Annotated in this window: 16 protein-coding genes; 10 read left to right on the top strand and 6 right to left on the bottom strand. The window is 69.2% G+C overall.

What is annotated here, in order from left to right:
* Window positions 1-104: 104 nt before the first annotated feature.
* Window positions 105-851, bottom strand: a complete 747-nt coding sequence (locus tag O7632_RS01495; RefSeq protein WP_278110765.1) for a VOC family protein — start codon at window positions 849-851, stop codon at window positions 105-107.
* Window positions 852-988: 137 nt separating this feature from the next.
* Here O7632_RS01495 and O7632_RS01490 point away from each other — a divergent pair, with 137 nt between their 5' ends.
* Complete coding sequence (locus O7632_RS01490; protein WP_347403550.1) at window positions 989-3859, top strand: NACHT domain-containing protein; 2871 nt, start codon at window positions 989-991, stop codon at window positions 3857-3859.
* Window positions 3860-3919: 60 nt separating this feature from the next.
* Here O7632_RS01490 and O7632_RS01485 read toward each other — a convergent pair whose 3' ends face one another.
* Together O7632_RS01485 and cutA are read right to left on the bottom strand one after the other, a co-directional pair.
* On the bottom strand, window positions 3920-5044 hold the full coding sequence (locus tag O7632_RS01485; RefSeq protein ID WP_278110763.1) for a methyltransferase domain-containing protein: 1125 nt from the start codon (window positions 5042-5044) through the stop codon (window positions 3920-3922).
* A gap of 68 nt (window positions 5045-5112) precedes the next feature.
* Window positions 5113-5445: a divalent-cation tolerance protein CutA gene (gene cutA / locus O7632_RS01480; protein WP_278110761.1), complete on the bottom strand. Its 333-nt coding sequence runs from the start codon at window positions 5443-5445 to the stop codon at window positions 5113-5115.
* A 151-nt stretch (window positions 5446-5596) separates the two neighbouring features.
* On the opposite strand from cutA, the gene O7632_RS01475 reads away from it, so the two are divergent.
* Window positions 5597-6835 carry a helix-turn-helix transcriptional regulator gene (locus tag O7632_RS01475; RefSeq protein WP_278110760.1) on the top strand — a complete coding sequence of 413 codons (1239 nt, stop codon included), beginning with the start codon at window positions 5597-5599 and terminating at the stop codon, window positions 6833-6835.
* Between the two features lie 329 nt (window positions 6836-7164).
* On the opposite strand, the gene O7632_RS01470 is transcribed toward O7632_RS01475, so the two are convergent.
* A complete protein-coding gene (locus O7632_RS01470) occupies window positions 7165-7359 on the bottom strand; it encodes a hypothetical protein (protein ID WP_278110758.1) in 195 nt (64 codons plus the stop codon).
* 166 nt (window positions 7360-7525) lie between these two features.
* Here O7632_RS01470 and O7632_RS01465 point away from each other — a divergent pair, with 166 nt between their 5' ends.
* The 3 genes from O7632_RS01465 (at window position 7526) to O7632_RS01455 (ending at window position 8435) form a co-directional block, all read left to right on the top strand.
* Window positions 7526-7765: a hypothetical protein gene (locus O7632_RS01465; RefSeq protein ID WP_278110756.1), complete on the top strand. Its 240-nt coding sequence runs from the start codon at window positions 7526-7528 to the stop codon at window positions 7763-7765.
* The gene (locus tag O7632_RS01460) at window positions 7762-8004 is read left to right on the top strand and encodes a hypothetical protein (RefSeq protein WP_278110754.1); all 243 of its coding nucleotides are present in this window, start codon (window positions 7762-7764) and stop codon (window positions 8002-8004) included. The genes O7632_RS01465 and O7632_RS01460 overlap by 4 nt, the downstream gene beginning before the upstream one ends.
* 134 nt (window positions 8005-8138) lie before the next feature.
* Window positions 8139-8435, top strand: coding sequence for a hypothetical protein (locus O7632_RS01455; RefSeq protein WP_347403549.1), 297 nt, complete (start codon window positions 8139-8141; stop codon window positions 8433-8435).
* A 123-nt stretch (window positions 8436-8558) separates the two neighbouring features.
* Here O7632_RS01455 and O7632_RS01450 read toward each other — a convergent pair whose 3' ends face one another.
* On the bottom strand, window positions 8559-9968 hold the full coding sequence (locus O7632_RS01450; protein WP_278110752.1) for a hypothetical protein: 1410 nt from the start codon (window positions 9966-9968) through the stop codon (window positions 8559-8561).
* 338 nt (window positions 9969-10306) lie between these two features.
* Here O7632_RS01450 and O7632_RS01445 point away from each other — a divergent pair, with 338 nt between their 5' ends.
* Window positions 10307-11116 carry a G5 domain-containing protein gene (locus tag O7632_RS01445; protein ID WP_278110751.1) on the top strand — a complete coding sequence of 270 codons (810 nt, stop codon included), beginning with the start codon at window positions 10307-10309 and terminating at the stop codon, window positions 11114-11116.
* A gap of 49 nt (window positions 11117-11165) precedes the next feature.
* On the opposite strand, the gene O7632_RS01440 is transcribed toward O7632_RS01445, so the two are convergent.
* The gene (locus O7632_RS01440; RefSeq protein WP_278110749.1) at window positions 11166-11735 is read right to left on the bottom strand and encodes a DUF3558 family protein; all 570 of its coding nucleotides are present in this window, start codon (window positions 11733-11735) and stop codon (window positions 11166-11168) included.
* 150 nt (window positions 11736-11885) lie between these two features.
* On the opposite strand from O7632_RS01440, the gene O7632_RS01435 reads away from it, so the two are divergent.
* The 4 genes from O7632_RS01435 (at window position 11886) to O7632_RS01420 (ending at window position 16339) form a co-directional block, all read left to right on the top strand.
* On the top strand, window positions 11886-12548 hold the full coding sequence (locus O7632_RS01435) for a TetR/AcrR family transcriptional regulator (protein WP_278110747.1): 663 nt from the start codon (window positions 11886-11888) through the stop codon (window positions 12546-12548).
* Window positions 12549-12804: 256 nt separating this feature from the next.
* Complete coding sequence (locus tag O7632_RS01430; protein WP_278110746.1) at window positions 12805-13386, top strand: TetR/AcrR family transcriptional regulator; 582 nt, start codon at window positions 12805-12807, stop codon at window positions 13384-13386.
* A 75-nt stretch (window positions 13387-13461) separates the two neighbouring features.
* Window positions 13462-15732, top strand: coding sequence for an MMPL family transporter (locus O7632_RS01425; protein WP_278110744.1), 2271 nt, complete (start codon window positions 13462-13464; stop codon window positions 15730-15732).
* Between the two features lie 64 nt (window positions 15733-15796).
* Complete coding sequence (locus O7632_RS01420) at window positions 15797-16339, top strand: YbhB/YbcL family Raf kinase inhibitor-like protein (protein ID WP_278110742.1); 543 nt, start codon at window positions 15797-15799, stop codon at window positions 16337-16339.
* Window positions 16340-16360: the final 21 nt, after the last annotated feature.

Raw genomic sequence — 16360 nt, 5'->3', positions numbered from 1 at the left:
GCCGTACCGCCGGTGACCTGGCCTTACTGTTGGCGACCTGGCCGTTTCGCGGCGTCGCCGTGGGTGTCCCGTTGGGAGAGCTCGTGGTCGGATCGCGCGCTGGTTCAGGCCGACCAGACCAGGCAGAAGGGGTGGCCGGCGGGGTCGGCGTAGACGCGCCAGTCGGGGCCGGCGCCGTCGAGCCGGGTGGCGCCGAGGTCGAGGGCGGCCCGTTCGGCGGCGTCGACGTCCTGGACCAGGACGTCGAGGTGCAGCTGCTGCGGGTACGCCGGATCCGGCCAGCGGGGTGCGGCGTACTGCTCGACTTGCTGGAACAGGACGGGCTGCCCGCCTTCTTCGCCGATCATGGCGATCCCGTCGGCTTCGTAGGTGACCGGTTTGCCGAGTAGTTCGGCGTAGAAGTGGCTCAGCGTCTTGGCGTCGGGGCAGTCGAGCATGACACCCGCGAGGAGGGTGCGTGGCTCGTCGGCTTTGACGCACAGGTCGAACGGGTGGCCGGCCGGGTCGGCGAGGGTGTGCCACTGTTCGTTGCGGCGGAGCAGTCTGGCACCGAGCTGCCGGGCGCGTTCGGCCGCCGCGTCGATGTCCGACACCTGGAAGTCGAGGTGGGCCTGTTGCGGCCGGTCCTGGCCGGGCCAGTTCGGCGGTACGTGGTCGAGTGCCTGTTGCAGGCCGATCCGCCAGCCGTCGTCGGTGACGAGCGTGATCCAGTCGGCGTCATCGTCGTCGGTGGGGAGGCGTTGCCAGCCGGCGAGCTGTTCGTAGAAGGTGGCCAGGCGCTCGATGTCGGGGGCGTCGAGCGCCACGGCCCGCAGTGAGCCGACGGCGTACCGGTCCGGTTCGGTGCTCATGCCCATGATCCTGCCGACCCCAGCGCCGACCCGCCACCGGAATGGGCGTCAACGGTCAGCTTGGCCGCAGGTAGGCAACGAATACGAGAACGCCTCACGATAGTGACAGTGGACGGTGCTGCCTATACTCGCCGGTCGTGGATCCTGTGTCGATGCTGGTGCCGGTGGCAGAGTCGATCATTACGTCAGCGGCCAAGCAGCTGGCCGGTTCCGCGACGCAGGGGGTGCGGGCGCGGATCTTCGGTGACCCGGAGCAGAAGGCCCTGGCGCGGGCGTTGGCGCGGGCGTTCGCGACCGTCGAGAAACGTCATGGCCGCCGGCTGGCCGACTTCGATGTCAACGCGGGCTTCTGGACGCACGAGGGCGCGGAGGAGCTGGCGAAGGTCCTGGTCCCGGGTACGGCAGCCTCCGCCGCCGCACTGGCGCGGCGGGCCGTCGACTCGTTGGGACCGCAGGCGTCGGAGGACGAGCGGCTCGACCGAATCGTCCTGCTGCGGCCGGTGTTCACGACACTGCTGGACGAGCTGTCGGTCGAGGTGCGGGCGGAGGCCGTACTGCAGGAGGTGTTGGGGCGGACGGACGCCGCGGACACCGCGCGGGCGGCGACCCAGCTGGCCAGGCACGCGGGGGCCGGCGCGGCCGACGAGGACGACCTGATCGCCTACCTGCGCTGGCTGGCCGACCAGCACCGCTATCTGCGGACCGTGGGCGTGGTGCGCAATACGACAGTGCAGTTGCCGCTGGCCGAGGTGTTCGTCGGATTGAGTGCCCGGCCGGAAAAGCACCCCGGCGATCGGGCCAGGCTCTGGTTCGAGCAGGAACGCGACAAGCTGGCCGCGATGGTCGAGTCGGGGCGGCTCGACGCCACCGGGTTCGAGGCGGCCCTGGACCGGTTGCACCTGCAGGCCGGCCGCCGGTTCGACGTCGCGGACGAGCCAGACCGCGCGCAGCCGGCACCGGTGTTGGACGCGGTCCGCACCAACGCCCAGTCGCTGGTCCTGGGGGATCCGGGGACCGGCAAGACGACCCTGCTGAAGCACCTCGCGCTCACGCACGCACTGGCGCTGGCCTCGGGCAATCCGGTGCAGGGGAAACCGGCGCGTTTCCCGATCTATCTGCGGATCGGCGACTACGCCCGGCAGGGCTACCCGGAGCAGGGCATCGGCGAGTTCCTGCCGGGCTACCTCAACCGGTTGGAGTGCCGTACCGCTGGTCTTGCCGATCTGTTGCGGCGGGAGTTGGACGCCGGCCGGTGCCTGGTCCTGCTCGACGGCCTGGACGAGATCGCCTCGGCCGAGCTGCGCCGGGGTGTGGTGGAGGCGGTGACCCGGTTCGTCACCGCGTACGCGCGGCACGGCAACCGGTTCGTGGTGACCAGCCGGATCGCCGGCTATTCGGCCGCGCCGCTGCCGGAGCCGTTCGTGGCGGTGCGGTTGCAGGACATGGACCAGGAGACGATCGACAGGTTCCTGGAGGTGTATTGCCGGGAGGTGGAGCGGGCCGAGACTCCGGACAAGAGCGACCCGGCGATCGTCCAGGCCGGGCAGCAGGAAGCCGCAGCGATCCGCGAGGCGTTGGCAACCAACCCGGGGGTACGGCGATTGGCGGCGAACCCGCTGCTGCTGACCGCGTTGGTGCTGGTGCATCGGGCCAGCGGCCGGCTGCCGCACCGGCGGGTCGAGGCCTATATCGAGGTGTGCAACGCGCTGGGCCGGACCTGGCGCACCGCGCAAGGCGTCGCCGCGGCCGACCTGCCGGACGAGCGGATGCTGACCCGCTGGCTGACCGAGTTGGGTTTCTGGATGCACGAGCATCGGCCCGAGGGTGCGGCCAGCCAGCTGGAACTGCTGACGGTGCTGGGTCCACTGTGGGCTAAGCATCACGGCGTCGAGTGGGACCCGACCGTGGTGGAGGCCGCCGATCCACTGAGTACGGATGCCGGCGTCGGGGTCATCGAGTTCGTCGACAAGGCCGACCGGCACACCGGGCTGCTCATCGAGCGGGCACCCGGCCGGTACGGGTTTCCGCACCTGACGTTCGAGGAGTACTACGCCGGCCGCGCCTTGGCGTTTCGCGGCACCGCCGAGGAGCGGATCGCAGCGATCCGCAGCCGGCTGCACGACCCCCGCTACGACGAGCCGATCCTGCTCGCGCTGGGACTGATCGGCACCGACTACACCGAGCAGATCGAGACCGTCGTGGCGGAGGCGATCTGGCCCGCGACCGCCGCCCCGAGCCGGTACGAAGACCTGCTGGGCCGTGACTTCCTGTTCATGCTTCGCGTCCTCGCCGACGACACCCCGCTACAGACGGCGACCATCGACACGGTGCTACACCACGCGATTGACGAATGGCTGACCCCCGAGACCAGCCGATGCCGTTTTCGTGGCTACCGCGAGGTCTTGTCCGAGCGACTGCGCGGCCTCGCCGGTACCAAGGCCGGCGACCGTTTCCGCGTAATCCTGGATCAGCAGGCTTCCACACTCGCCGAGACGCTGCCCAAAGCGTTCGTCGAACTCGCCGCTGTCACGGCATCCCCCGGGCCACATTCCCCGTACGTCGCCACGGCACTGGCAGCCCTCGCAGATGCTGGTTTCAGGGTGCCGATGCGTGCATGCGCGGCGGGGGCGTTGCAGGCGGGCGGGTTGTGGTCGTCGGAGGTGGTGGAGGCGGCGGTGGGGATCGTGGTGGACCCTGGCGTCGATCCGCGGGCGCGGGCGCGGGCGGTGGGGGCACTGCGGCAAGGTCCGCCTACGGACGACGCCATCGACAGGTTGGTGCCGCTATTCGCGGAAGAAGACCGATCGTTGCGAGCCGAAGTGGGGCGTACTCTGGTTGCGCTTGCTCGTCAGCATCCAGCAAGTGCCGAAGCGATCGTCGTAGCTCTTGCCGCCTATTGCAGCCGGTCTCCCGGCGATGAGCACGACGCCGAAAACCTGCCAGCAGCGGACGAGGCGTATCAGGCGCTCCGTACGTTGGTTGGCGAGCCCGTACCGGCATTGGCATAACGCTGCATCGTCGCCTCGGCGGCACCACCAGCGGCGGCGGTGATGAGCGGTCTTTGGGCTTCACACGTTGGCGACTACGGTTGCTGGCTCATCGATCCAGAGGCGCTGTGTCGTGCCGTCGACTGTCAAGCCGAACCGGGTGTACTCGGGCCGACCGGCATCCTGCCACCAGGCGTAGGCTGCCTCGACCTCGTCCCAGAGCCGTCGTGGACCGCCTTGGCGGACGGCGAAGTCGTCACCGGATTCGTCGCCGTAGGTGACCGCCGCCCACGAGCCCGAGGCGACATCGTCAAGCCGTACGGTCACACCGGCGTCGTCACTGTCGGTCCATTGGTCGCAGTTCGGCACGAGCACGGCGACAGCGAACTGAGCCGACTCGTTCTGGAAGACCTCGCCGCGCCGGAGACTGGTACGACCGTCAAGCGCCGGGCTGGTCATCGGCACCTGGTCGGTTGACCGGCGCTGGTTGCGCGTCACCATGAACCACGCCGGGCAGACGAACGAACCCGAAGCCGCACCGTCCTCGTCGACCTGAAGGCGAACGAGCAGGCCGCTCGGCATCGCGAGACGCCACGGCGTCACGATGTACCCGCCCGGCCGCGTTTGAGCGATCCACGCGGGCGGGACGCGGTACACGGAACAGGTGGCGAGCACGCGGTCATAGGGAGCGTGAGCGGCGTAACCCCCGGTGCCATCGGCCGCGACCGTGGTCGGTGCGTAGCCCGCCTGTCGTAACGCCTGCTGCGCCGCACGCAAGATCGTCGTGTCGATCTCGACGGTTGTCACGTTCGCGTCGCCGAGCCGGTCGGCGAGCAGGGCCGCGCTCCAGCCGCTACCTGTGCCGATCTCCAGTACGCGCATGCCGTCGACGATCATCGCGGCGTCCAGCATGCGCGCGACGATCCTCGGCATAGACAGGGAACTTGACGGCGACAGCCCGGGTACGCTGCCGGGCAACACCTTCCCGTCATCGAACTGCGTCACGATCGGCCCATCTGCGTACGCGGCGTCGAACCATGCGTCCGGCTCGTCGGCGCGGGAGATCACCCGGTTGTCCCAGCCGAACCAAGCGATCTCGGGTACGAACTCATGACGCGGAACCCGTTCGAAGTGGGGCCGCCAGGCTTCCGAAAGCCGCCCGGCGGCCGCCAACTCGTCGAGTAGGCGAGTTTGCTGCTTGATCACTTCTTCTTGCCTCCGCCCGCGCCGCCGCTACCACCGCTGCGCTTGCCGCCGCCTCCGGGAACCACAGCTCAGCCCGGCGCGGCGTCGCCTGTCGACGATCGAAGCCACTCCAGACACGCTGCCGATCCTGCCACGATTGCGGTAGCCGTGATTTGCGGATTCTGCCAGGGATGATGTGCGAGTAGGTGGCGCTCCAGGTCTTCGTAGCGGGCTGCCGTGGTATTGAGTAGCACCTGCCACTCTTCGCCCTCACCTTGACTGCCCAGGTGCCAGAAGACGCTGATCACCGGACCGACCACCTGCGCGTTGGCGGCCAGGCGAGCACCCACTGCCGATCGGGCAAGGGCTACTGCCGCATCGCGCGTCTCGACTGCGGTCGACACCTGTAAATAGTCGCTCATTGCCTGAGGTCATCGCCCCCCGACGTACCGAATCAGGAGCGACAGATGATCAATACCCCACGGTACGGTTGGCAGCGGCGGTCGTTGCGGCGGTGCCGGATTCCGTACGGCCGGGGGCGCGGTTTCGGGAGGCGGCGCGATGAGCTCGACGGTGGGCGACAACGTAGGGCGGCTACGTCGACTCAGGGGACTCACTCAGGAGCAGTTGGCGGAGGCTGCCGGGCTTGCGGTCGAGACGATCCAGAAGCTGGAGCAGAACAAGCCGGAGTCACCACGGATGTCGACCTTGCGGGCAATCGCCGCTGCGCTTGCCGTACCGACATCCGTACTAGTCGGGCCTGCCGGCGCTGGTACGGCAGCCGGGGTCGGCTCCGATTACGACGAGATCGCGGTTGGCCTGCTACGACGGGCGCTGACTCCGGCCCGTGGCTTGAGCGGGATGACCGTCAGTGCAGTCTCGGCAGATCCGCCGACAGTGCGTGAGCTGCAGACATCGATTGCCGAGATCGATCGGATCTACCATGGTGACGATTACGCCAGCGCGCTGGCCCGGTTGCCGGTGCTGATCAGTGCAGCTCGCAGCCTTGTCGACGCGAGTGGCGGCGATGAGCAGGTCGCCAGCGCGGGGCAGCTCGCTCAGGCGTACCAGATCGCCGGGACGACCTTGATCCAGCTCCGGCGTTTCGACCTTGCCTACCTTGCGCTGAGTCTCGCGCTCGACGTCGCGGACGAGTCCGGCAACGAACTGGTCGCCGCGTCAGTCGTCACCACGATGTGCTGGCTGTTGCTCCGGCAGGGGCGGTTCGACGAGGCAGAGCGGTTGGCTGTCGCCACGGCGGACGCGGTGGAGCCACGCTTTTCCCGTACGGACCCGACCCGGCTCGCGGTCTGGGGCTGGCTCATGCTGCGCGGGTCGGCCGCCGCCATCCGCGATGGTCGCGCCGACGACGCCGGAGAAATGCTCGACGCCGCGAGCGCGGCAGCGGCCCGGATCGGCGAGCATCTTCCCGCCGACGCGGCTATCCGCATGCCGGTGACCATGGGTGCCTTCTGCCCGGTGACCGTGGAGATGAAGCGAGTCGAGATGTCGGTCGTGGCCGGCGATCCCGTCACGGCGCTCGCGTTGGCGGAGCGCGTACCGCCGGGCAGCGGTCGGGCGACGTCGGATAACCGTAATCGCCACCAACTCGACCGTGCCTGGGCCAACGCCGAACGCGGCGACCTGGTCGAAGCGACGCGCATCCTGTCCGGGCTCCGCGCGAAGTCGCCGACCTGGTTGAGACACCAGCGGTACGCCCGGGACATCGTCACCACGATCCTGACCCGCCGCCGTCGGCCAGTGAGCCAGGAGCTGGCGGCGCTGGCCGACCTGCTCGGTGCGGGTTCCTGAGCATTCTTCGCCGATTGCATTTGCCGGCGTCGAGCGAAGTCGTACGTCGCGTACCAATTGCCGTCCGATCCATCAAAGAAGCCGTACGCCGGATGCGTTCACTGCGCGTAGTCAATAGTTGAGCATTTGGTCAGGACAGAGTGATACTCGGTCGCGGCAGCGAGAGGTGGAGCGTGAATCGGCGGTTGGTCCCATCGCATCGAGGACATGAACTCGTTGCTGAGCTGTACGTCAGCCACGTTGATCGGGCCGCGATAGGTGGCTGGTGTACAGCTCAGTAGTTCGGTGCTAGGCGGCCACGACGGTGCACATGGTGCGGATAGTGCAATTCAGTCTTCTTGCTGGGTCGGGCGGTGGGTGCGGATCCACTCGGCGACCTCGTCGCGGTCCCAGATCCGCATCCGGCCGGAGGCGACCAGCGCGACCGGCGCAGGGAAGCTCGATCGGTTGGTGATCTCGGTGGCGCGGGTGCGCGATACGCCACCGAGCATCTCGGCGACGTCGGATAACGCGACGACTCTCACGAGCTGAACGTAGGCAACGGCACCCCGTGAACGTTGACAGTTGCAAGGTTGCCTGTGGACGGTCATGGATGCTGTCGAGGCGATACACAAGCGGCGTCATCGCGGTTCTGCCGCGTGGGCTTGATCGATTGCGTACACGAAAACGATCTTGAAAAGGAGTGAAGCAGTGATCGTCGAGATGGTGCGTGAGCTGGTGGTGCGGTGGCGGGAGTGGCGGGACGGGCGGTCGGTGGCGTCGAAGCGGCTGGCCCGGCTCGACCAGGAACGGTCGGCGGCCCGGCATCGGCGGTTGGATGGCAACCGGGGGCATCGCTGGTCGTCGCAGCCGACGACACTCGTACCGACGTTGCGTCCGCTGCTGACGTACGGGCAGCTGCTCGGCTACCGCGTACCAGCGGGGTTGTGATCTTGGCCGACGACAGCGCGGGAGAGTCGGAGCCAAGCGCCGACGGCGATGCCGACGACGACGCCGTCACCCGTGAGTGCGCGACCGACGAGGCCGGCGAGATGGTGCTGACGCTGCGGTGGAGTTTCGAGGACTTGAAGGCTGAGCACGGTGAGGCCGGTGCGCGGCGGATTCTCGCCGAGATCCTGGCCCGGTGGGAGGCCAACGGCGGTGAGCCGGTGTCGCTCGACGATCCGTGACCGCCCGGATCCGTCGTTCTTGCAGAGAGGAAAGACATCGATGTGGAACATCGGGGCACTGTTCGGGGCGGCGTTGCTCGGCTTCTGCGCCGGGTTGTGGTCGTTCAAGGTGAAGTCGAGATGGTGTCCGTCCTGTGGGCGGACGACGTACCCGTTGGCGGATCGGCGTGGTGGGTAGTCGGCTGCTCCACACGCCCGAGCCGAAGCCGGGCGACGTCCTGGTGGTCGGCCGCGAGGCCAGCGTGCAGTTCGCCGGTGAGCGTCGGCTGCGGTTCCGGGTGATCTCGGTGGACCCCAAGCCGACGTACCACGGCTGGATTTGGGTCATCGGCTATGTGATCGACAGTTCCGGAGACGCCGCCGAGCGGCGGGAGATATTCGTCCAACGGCGCGGGCTCTACCGACTGGCCCGACGCGACAAACGACCGTGAAACCCGGCGCTGACTGCCGGAAACGCCGACGGGTCCGGTCCCGCGTCATCACACGGAACCGGACCCGCCGGAGTCACCTCAAGCCGACCGGATCAACCGGCCAGGGTGGAGCTGGGTGGAGCGTCAGTTGACCGAGGCGGCGTGCGTCTGGTGACCGCCGACGGTGACCCGTGGCGCAACCGGCCCGGCCGCCTGCTGGGCACCGGCCCGAGCCACGTCCCCGCTGGCGAGCGGAGGCGCGACGAAGTCGAACCGGCCGGCGACGTCGACGACCAGGTTGATCGTGCCGGCGTGGTTGTAGACGTTGAACGCGAAACTCTCCACACCGATCTCGGCGATGGCGGCGTTGGGCACCGTCTCGCCCGCGTACGGGTTGAGCGTGCTGACCGTCGGCTGCGGCAGGCCCTCCTCGTCCGGCCAGACGCTGACGTGGGTGTTCGCGGTCGGCTTGACCGCCGTGACGTTCATCGACAGCGCGTACGTGTCGTTCGTGGTCACCGATTCGGGGGCAGTGATCGTCGCCGTGGTCGTCGGGCCGAGCGGAGCCGGGGCACCGAGACCGACGCGGGTGTCGGCGATCCGGGTCGGATCGATTGGCTGGAACCGCATCCCGTAGTCCTCTTCCGCGTACACCCCGAAGATGTCGATCAGGACGTGGGTGCCGAGTTCCGAACCGTTGTAGACGGCGATCGCCGGCTGGTTGCCGCACCCGTACTCGGGCGGGCAGGGACCGACCGGGACGATGGCCATGTTCGGCACGGTCCGGTTCGTCACGAAGTTGAGGGTCGAGGAGTTCGGCGGGTCGCCGACGCCGTTCCATGTGGTCAGGTGCCCATTGGCCGCCGGCCGTACGGCGGTGACGTTGACGGCGTACGCCCGGATCTTCGCGTTGAACTCGGGATCGAAGTTGAGCCAGAGGGTCACCCAGGAGTGGCCGGGTAGCGGGCCGCCGAAGCTCGGATCACGGGTGTCCAGGATCCGGTCGGGACTGGTCACGAAGTAGTAGCTACCGGCGGCGGCGTCGTCCACGCCGAGGTAGTAGCCGGTCACGTCGGCGATCACGTGGGTGCTGCCGCCCCGGTGCAGGATCGCTACCTGACCCCCGGCGCCGACCGGTACGGTCACCGAGTTGGCGATCGTCCGTCCGGCGACGAAGTTGAGGTTGGAGGTCGCCGGCTGGGCGGCACCGCTCGGGTAGACGGTCAGGTGGCCGGGCAGCGTCGGCCCGGTGACGGTGACGTTCAGGACGACCGCCGACACACCCGTGGCGGGTACGCCGGCTCGCCCGCCGACCTGCAGGTTGAGCACCTGGTTGTCGGTGACCGCGCCGGCTGGTGCGCCCAGCCCGGTCCGGGTGTCGAGCAGACGAGCCGGCCCGACCGGCTCGTAGGTGCCGAGGGAGCCCGCCGCTGCGGCCTCGACGGCCTCGGCGGACGGTGCCGCGAGCGCCGGGGCCTGGTGAGCGGTGAGAACGAGCGTGAGCGCGACGGCGGCGGAGCCGGCGGCGCGCAGGGCATTGCGAATGACACGCAAGGTTGAACCCCCATGGTTGTGGCTGCGCCAGCGGTCTGGCGCGGACGCCGGCGAGACGTGCCGGGCCGAAGAAGCCCGAACCGCCCGCCGGGAAGCGCAGCATAGCGGCTCGATCCGACATCCACCGACCGGAATACCCGGTCTGTGGATGAACGCCGATCGTCCGGCTGACGAAGGACCGATGCCGCTGGCCGAACGGATGATGCGACCGTCCGAGCTGGACCAGCCGGATTGGGTGGCGAATATGGACGATCGGCCGCTGCGGACCGACCCCGTCGTGCCGAACTGCCACTGTTCGACTACTGCCCAAGGTCGATGCCCGGCGGCACACTTCGCCGGTGACCAATTCGCCGTACCACAACAGTCAGCCGCCATACGCCGGTGCGAAGGCTGGCGGTGATCGGTTCAGCCCTGGGCAGAAAACCGGGGCGATCCTCGGCGGCGTGCTGCTGACGTTCGTCCTGTTCTGCTGCGGCGGACTCGGGGTGATCGGTGCCTTCGCGCCGGATCCGGAGCCGACGCCGGCCACGCTCGACGCCGCCGGCCTGTCCGGGCGTACGGGTGACGGCAGCATCTCGTCGCAGGCCGACGGCACCACGACGCCATCGGCATCGGCATCGGCCACGCCGAGCCCGACCCCGTCGGCGAGCGCGACGACGGCCGCGCCCACCCCGACACCGACGTCGACTACCGCGCCACCGTCGCCGGCCCCGCCACCGTCACCAGCGGTCCGCCAGCCGAAGGTGGAGACGAAGACGGTCACCGAGACCCAGCAGATCCCGTTCCAGGAGAAGCGGGTCAACGACGCCACGCTCCCGAAGGGCACCACAAAGGTCAAGACCAACGGCGTCGCCGGGGTCAAGAAGCTGACATATCAGGTGACCTACACCAACGGGGTGCAGACCGCGAAGAAGCTGATCAGTGAGCAGGTGACCAAGCAGCCGGTGACCAAGGTGGTGCTGGTCGGCACCAAGGTTGCCCAGCAGTGTCACCCCAGCTACACCGGAGCCTGCGTACCAATCGCCAGCGACGTCGACTGCGCCGGGGGCAGCGGCAACGGTCCGGCGTACGTCCAAGGACCGGTGCGGGTCATCGGACAGGACGTCTACGACCTGGACCGCGACGGCGACGGCGTCGCCTGCGAGTAGGGACCGTCGAACGTGGTGACCCGGTGGCGGCCGATGGTCGGCCGCCGGGTCACAGCCGGCTTCTGATCAGGCCGATCAGTTCGACGGTGACGTCCCGGTCGGTGTCGGGAGCGACGACCTGGACCTCGCTGGCCCGGTCGCCGACGATGAACTCGGCGATGCCGCCGGGAGCGAAGCGGATGCCGTCCGGGCCGGGTTCCGTCTCGCCGTACGCCGATTCGGCGGGCAGCTGGCCGGAGGCGGCCGTGCCCGGACCGCCGATGCTGACCGTCACCGAGTGATAGGTGTCCGGGTTTTCCCACACGCAGACGCTTTCGCCGACGCCGTCACCGGGCCCGCCGCCGTCGTGCGCGCCGATGATCGGGGTGACCTCGTCGGCGGTGAGCAGCGTGCAGGCGTCGACCGGCGGCGTCGACTCGCCGCCGGACTGCTGGTCCGCCGGCTGACTCGCTGCTCCGGCCGGCTGGCCGCCGGGGTCGGCCGGCTGGGTCGTCGTGCCGTCCGACGAGCAGGCGGAGGCCGCCGCGACCAGCAGCGCCGTCGCGAGGCTGAACAGGAGTCGGTGTGCTGGCCCGACTCGGTAGGTGCGGCGTGCGGCGCCGACCCGTGGTCCTGGCATGGCTGGCCCTTTCGTCGCAGCGGGGGAGGTGCCCGACCGGAGGTCGCGGGCGGCAACCCGATCCCGGTGGGTTGCTTCTGAGAATATTCAATAGACGTGGTCTAGTCCAGAGACGACGTCTAGTTAATATCTTGGTAGGGTGTCGGAGCTATGGCAGCCGACAACGAGGGCAGGCCGACCCGCAAATACCGGTCAGCGGTACGGGAGGAGAGCGCCCGGCGGACCCGACGGGCGATCGTCAACGCCGCCCGGGACCTCTTCGTCGAACGCGGCTACGCCGGCGCCTCGCTCGCCGACGTCGCCGTCGTGGCCGGTGTCGCCCGCCCCACCGTCTTCGCCGCCTTCGGCTCCAAACCGGCGCTGCTGCGCCAGGTCCTCGACGAGGCGCTGGCCGGCGACGACGAACCGGTGCCGGTCGTCGAACGGCCCTGGTTCCAGCCGGTGCGCCTCGCCGACACCGCCGAAGGCGTCCTCGACGCGTACGCGGAAGTGTGCCGGCTGATCGGCGGCCGGACCGCGCGGATCTTCGAGACCGTACGGCAGGCGGCCGACGACGCCGAAGAGGTCGCGCAGGTCTGGGAGACGCTGCTGCGCAACCGCCGGATCGGCGCCACCGGCGTGGTCGGGCGACTGCGCGACCTCGGCCCGCTGCGGTACGGCGCGGACATCGACCGGTCGGTGGATCTCGTCTGGTTCTACAACGACCCGGCGCACTACGGCAGCCTGGTGCTGCGCTGCGGCTGGGACGAAACCGCCTTCCGGGACTGGCTGGCCAGCCAGCTGAAACACGCGGTCCTGCTGCCCGGCCGATGACCCGGGCCGTACGGCCGGTTCTTAGCGAATTCTCATCGAGCTCCCGTCGGGATTCCATCTTCGCCGGGTGAGATCCAATGGTCGGGATCGTGGTGGGGTCGTTTCGTCGGAAGTGAGTTGCTTCACGTTCTGACCGATCGGTCAGGGTTTCCCGGGATGGCTACGGCATCCTTGGTTCCGACGGTGACCCGAGGAAGCGGTGACCCGAAGGCAGTGACCTGAGGAAGCGGTGACCCGAGGAAGGGGAGACAGACCCGTGACGCAGTCCGGGCGGGGCGGCGCAAGCCGACCCGAGCTACGCGAGCAGATCCTCGCCGTGGCCGCCGAACGCTTCGCGGTGGTCGGCTTCCGGGGCACCTCCCTGCAGGACATCGCCGCCGAAGTGGGCTGCGCCAAGGCATCCCTGCTCTACCACTTCGACAGCAAGGACGCGCTCCTCGCCGCCCTGATGAACCCGGCAGTCGCCGATCTTGCCCAACTCGACCAGCGACTGGCCGGACTCGACGACGACACCGCCCGCCGTACGGCGATCGACGGTTTCATCGACCTGTGCCTGCGCTACCAGCGGCAGATCGCGGTGCTGTACGCCGAGATCCCGCAGATGCTGCACCAACCCGCTTTCTGCGACCTGGAACAGAAGATCGACCGGCTGCTCGACGCCCTCAGCGGTCGGTCCGGACGCCTCGACGACCGGTTCGCCGCCCTGGTGGTGCTGGCCGGCGTCGCCGCCGCCAGCTCCAAACACCTCGACCTCGACGCCGACCAACTCCGTCCGCTGCTGGCCCACGTGATCGACCGGACCCTCGGCCAGCCGAGCAGTGGCCCCACCGACGCCTAGCGCCACCGACGCTTAGCGCCGGCCGAAACCCACCCACAGTTCCGTTACGACCGACACGACGACAGAGGATGCCGCATGGCCACCTTGCTATACCGGCTCGGCCGGACCGCCGTACGCAAACGACACCTGGTCGTCGCGATCTGGTTGATCGCCCTGGTGGCGCTCGGCTCGGCCGCGCTCGCCTTCCGCGGCCCGACCGCCAGTAACTTCAGCATCCCCGGCACCGAATCCCAGGCGGCGCTCGAACAGCTGCAGGAACAGTTCCCCGAAGCCAGCGGTGCCGGCGGGACCATCGTGGTCGCCGCCCCCGAAGGCGAACAGCTGGTCACCGGCGACGGCCAGGCCGCCGTACTGTCCGTCGTGGCCGAAGCCAACGAACTGCCCGGCGTGGTCGGCGCGCTTAACCCGTTCCAGACCGGATCGGTCTCCCAGGACGGCCGGTACGCGCTGGTCAACGTCCAGTTCGCCGTACCCGTCGACGAAGTCACCGACGAACAGCGAGCCGCGTACGAGGCGGTCGGCGACGCCGCCCGCGACGCCGGATACCAGGTGGCCGCCGGCGGTGAGGTGATGAACTCCGAACCGCACGTCGGCTCCCAGGAGGCGATCGGTGTCGCCATCGCCCTGGTCGTCCTGATCGTCACCTTCGGCTCGCTGGTCGCCGCCGGCATGACGATGCTCAACGCGCTGATCGGCGTCGGCGCCGGCATGGCCGGGCTCTTCGCGCTCAGCAGCGTCGTCAGCCTGACCTCGACCGCCCCGGTGCTGGCGCTGATGCTCGGCCTCGCCGTCGGCATCGACTATTCGCTGTTCATCACCTCCCGGCACCGGCAGAACATGCTGGAAGGCCTCGACCCCGAAGAGGCCGCCGCCCGGGCGGTGGGCACCGCCGGATCCGCCGTCGTCTTCGCCGGCGCCACCGTCGTCATCGCCCTCGCCGGGCTCTCCGTCGTCGGCATCCCGTTCCTCACCGTGATGGGTCTGGCCGCCGCCGCTACGGTCAGCGTCGCCGTCCTGGTCGCCATCACCCTGCAGCCGGCACTGCTCGGGTACGCCGGACGCCGGGTACTGCCGCGCGCCAAGCGGGCCCTCGTGCCAGCCACCGCGTCCGGCACCGCCGCGTCCGGCACCGCACCGGCCGCCCACGACGACACCGAGAACTTCGGCTTCCGCTGGGCCCGGCTGATGGTGCGGCTGCGGATCCCGGTCATCCTCGTCGGACTCGTCGGACTCGGCACGCTCGCGATCCCGGCCGCCGACATGCGGCTCTCGCTGCCCGACACCAGCGCCGCCCCGATCGGATCCAGCGAACGGACCGCCGCCGACCTGATCAGCGACGGATTCGGCCCCGGCTTCAACGGCCGACTGCTGATGGTCGTCTCCGGCGAATCGGCCGACGCCACCCAGGCCGCTGCCAGCCAGGTCACCGGCGCCGTACGGGGGCTCGACGGCGTGATCGCGGTGGCCCCGCCGCAGACCAGCCAGGACGGCGAGACCGCCATCCTGGCGGTCATCCCCACCACCGGGCCGACCGACGCCGAAACCGAAGACCTGGTGCAGCGGATCCGCGGCGAGATCGCGGACCTCGGCATGCAGCCCCGGGACGACGACGCGCTGCCCACCGTCGAGCAGCCGGCCGAAGTCGCGCTGACCGGCGTCACCGCCGTCGGCATCGACGTCTCCGACAAGCTCTCCGACGCGATGCCGGTCTACCTGCTGCTGGTGATCGGACTGTCGGTGCTGCTGCTGATGCTGGTGTTCCGGTCGATCCTGGTGCCGGTCAAGGCCGCCGCCGGCTTCCTGCTCACCGTCGGTGCGACGTTCGGCATCACCGTCGCGGTCTTCCAGTGGGGTTGGCTGTCCAACCTGGTGGGGTTGGACACCGCCGGACCGTTGGTCAGCTTTCTGCCGATCCTGCTGATCGGCATCCTGTTCGGCCTCGCCATGGACTACGAGGTCTTCCTGGTGTCCCGGATGCGCGAAGACTTCGTGCACGGTGACACGGCGGTGCAGGCGACGATCAACGGCATGGGGCACGGGGCCCGGGTGGTGACCGCCGCCGCGCTGATCATGATCGCGGTCTTCGGCGGGTTCATGCTCCTCGACGACCCGGTGATCAAGTCCATGGGCTTCGCCCTGGCGATCGGCGTACTGATCGACGCGTTCGTGGTCCGGATGACCATCGTCCCGGCGGTGATGTCGCTGCTCGGCAAGGCCGCCTGGTGGATGCCGGTCTTCCTGCTCCGGATCCTGCCCAACGTCGACATCGAAGGCGAGCAGCTGCGCCACCGGCTGGCCGCCGAACGCGACGCCGAACTGGTCACCGCCGGCGCCGACCGGTTCTGACGACGACCGTCCCGGCACCGGTGCGGAGCTGCGTACCGGTGCCGGGTGCGGCAAGATGCCAGGCATGAACCTGGACCGTCCTGTCGCACCCAGCCCGTACGACCTGTTGCCGCCGGTCGGCGCGTTCACCGTGACCAGCGCCGACATCGCCGACGGCGAGCCGATCGCCAAGACGCACATCTTCACCGGCGCCGGCGGCGAGAACCTCTCCCCGCAGCTGTCCTGGTCCGGCTTTCCGGCCGAGACCCGAGGGTTCACCGTCACCTGCTACGACCCGGACGCGCCGACCGGCTGCGGATTCTGGCACTGGCTGCTGGTCAACCTGCCGGCGTCGGTGACCGAACTGGCCCAGGGTGCCGGCAGCGCACCAGAGCAGGTGGCCGCCGGGGCGTTCAGCGTCCGCAACGACTTCGGCAACCCCCGGTACGACGGATCCGCCCCGCCGGCCGGCGACCGGCCGCACCGCTATATTTTCGCCGTACACGCCCTCGACGTGGAGACGCTCGACGTCGGGCCGGACGCGTCGGCGGCGTACGTCGGATTCAATCTGACGTTCCACACCCTGGCCCGGGCCACCCTCACCGCGACGTACCAGAACCTCGGCTGATCGGATCCTCGGCTGAGGCTG

Source organism: Solwaraspora sp. WMMD406 (genome assembly GCF_029626025.1).
Classification (GTDB): domain Bacteria; phylum Actinomycetota; class Actinomycetes; order Mycobacteriales; family Micromonosporaceae; genus Micromonospora_E.
The sequence above is the reverse complement of the archived record's forward strand: the minus strand, read 5'-3'. Positions and strand labels throughout refer to the sequence as shown.

What these genes read in the sequence shown, in the direction of transcription:
- O7632_RS01420 (WP_278110742.1), top strand. Translation starts at nt 15,797, where the DNA reads ATGAACCTGGACCGTCCTGTCGCACCCAGCCCGTACGACCTGTTGCCG.
- O7632_RS01440 (WP_278110749.1), bottom strand. Translation starts at nt 11,735, where the DNA reads ATGCCAGGACCACGGGTCGGCGCCGCACGCCGCACCTACCGAGTCGGG.
- O7632_RS01425 (WP_278110744.1), top strand. Translation starts at nt 13,462, where the DNA reads ATGGCCACCTTGCTATACCGGCTCGGCCGGACCGCCGTACGCAAACGA.
- cutA (WP_278110761.1), bottom strand. Translation starts at nt 5,445, where the DNA reads ATGAGCGACTATTTACAGGTGTCGACCGCAGTCGAGACGCGCGATGCG.
- O7632_RS01495 (WP_278110765.1), bottom strand. Translation starts at nt 851, where the DNA reads ATGAGCACCGAACCGGACCGGTACGCCGTCGGCTCACTGCGGGCCGTG.
- O7632_RS01435 (WP_278110747.1), top strand. Translation starts at nt 11,886, where the DNA reads ATGGCAGCCGACAACGAGGGCAGGCCGACCCGCAAATACCGGTCAGCG.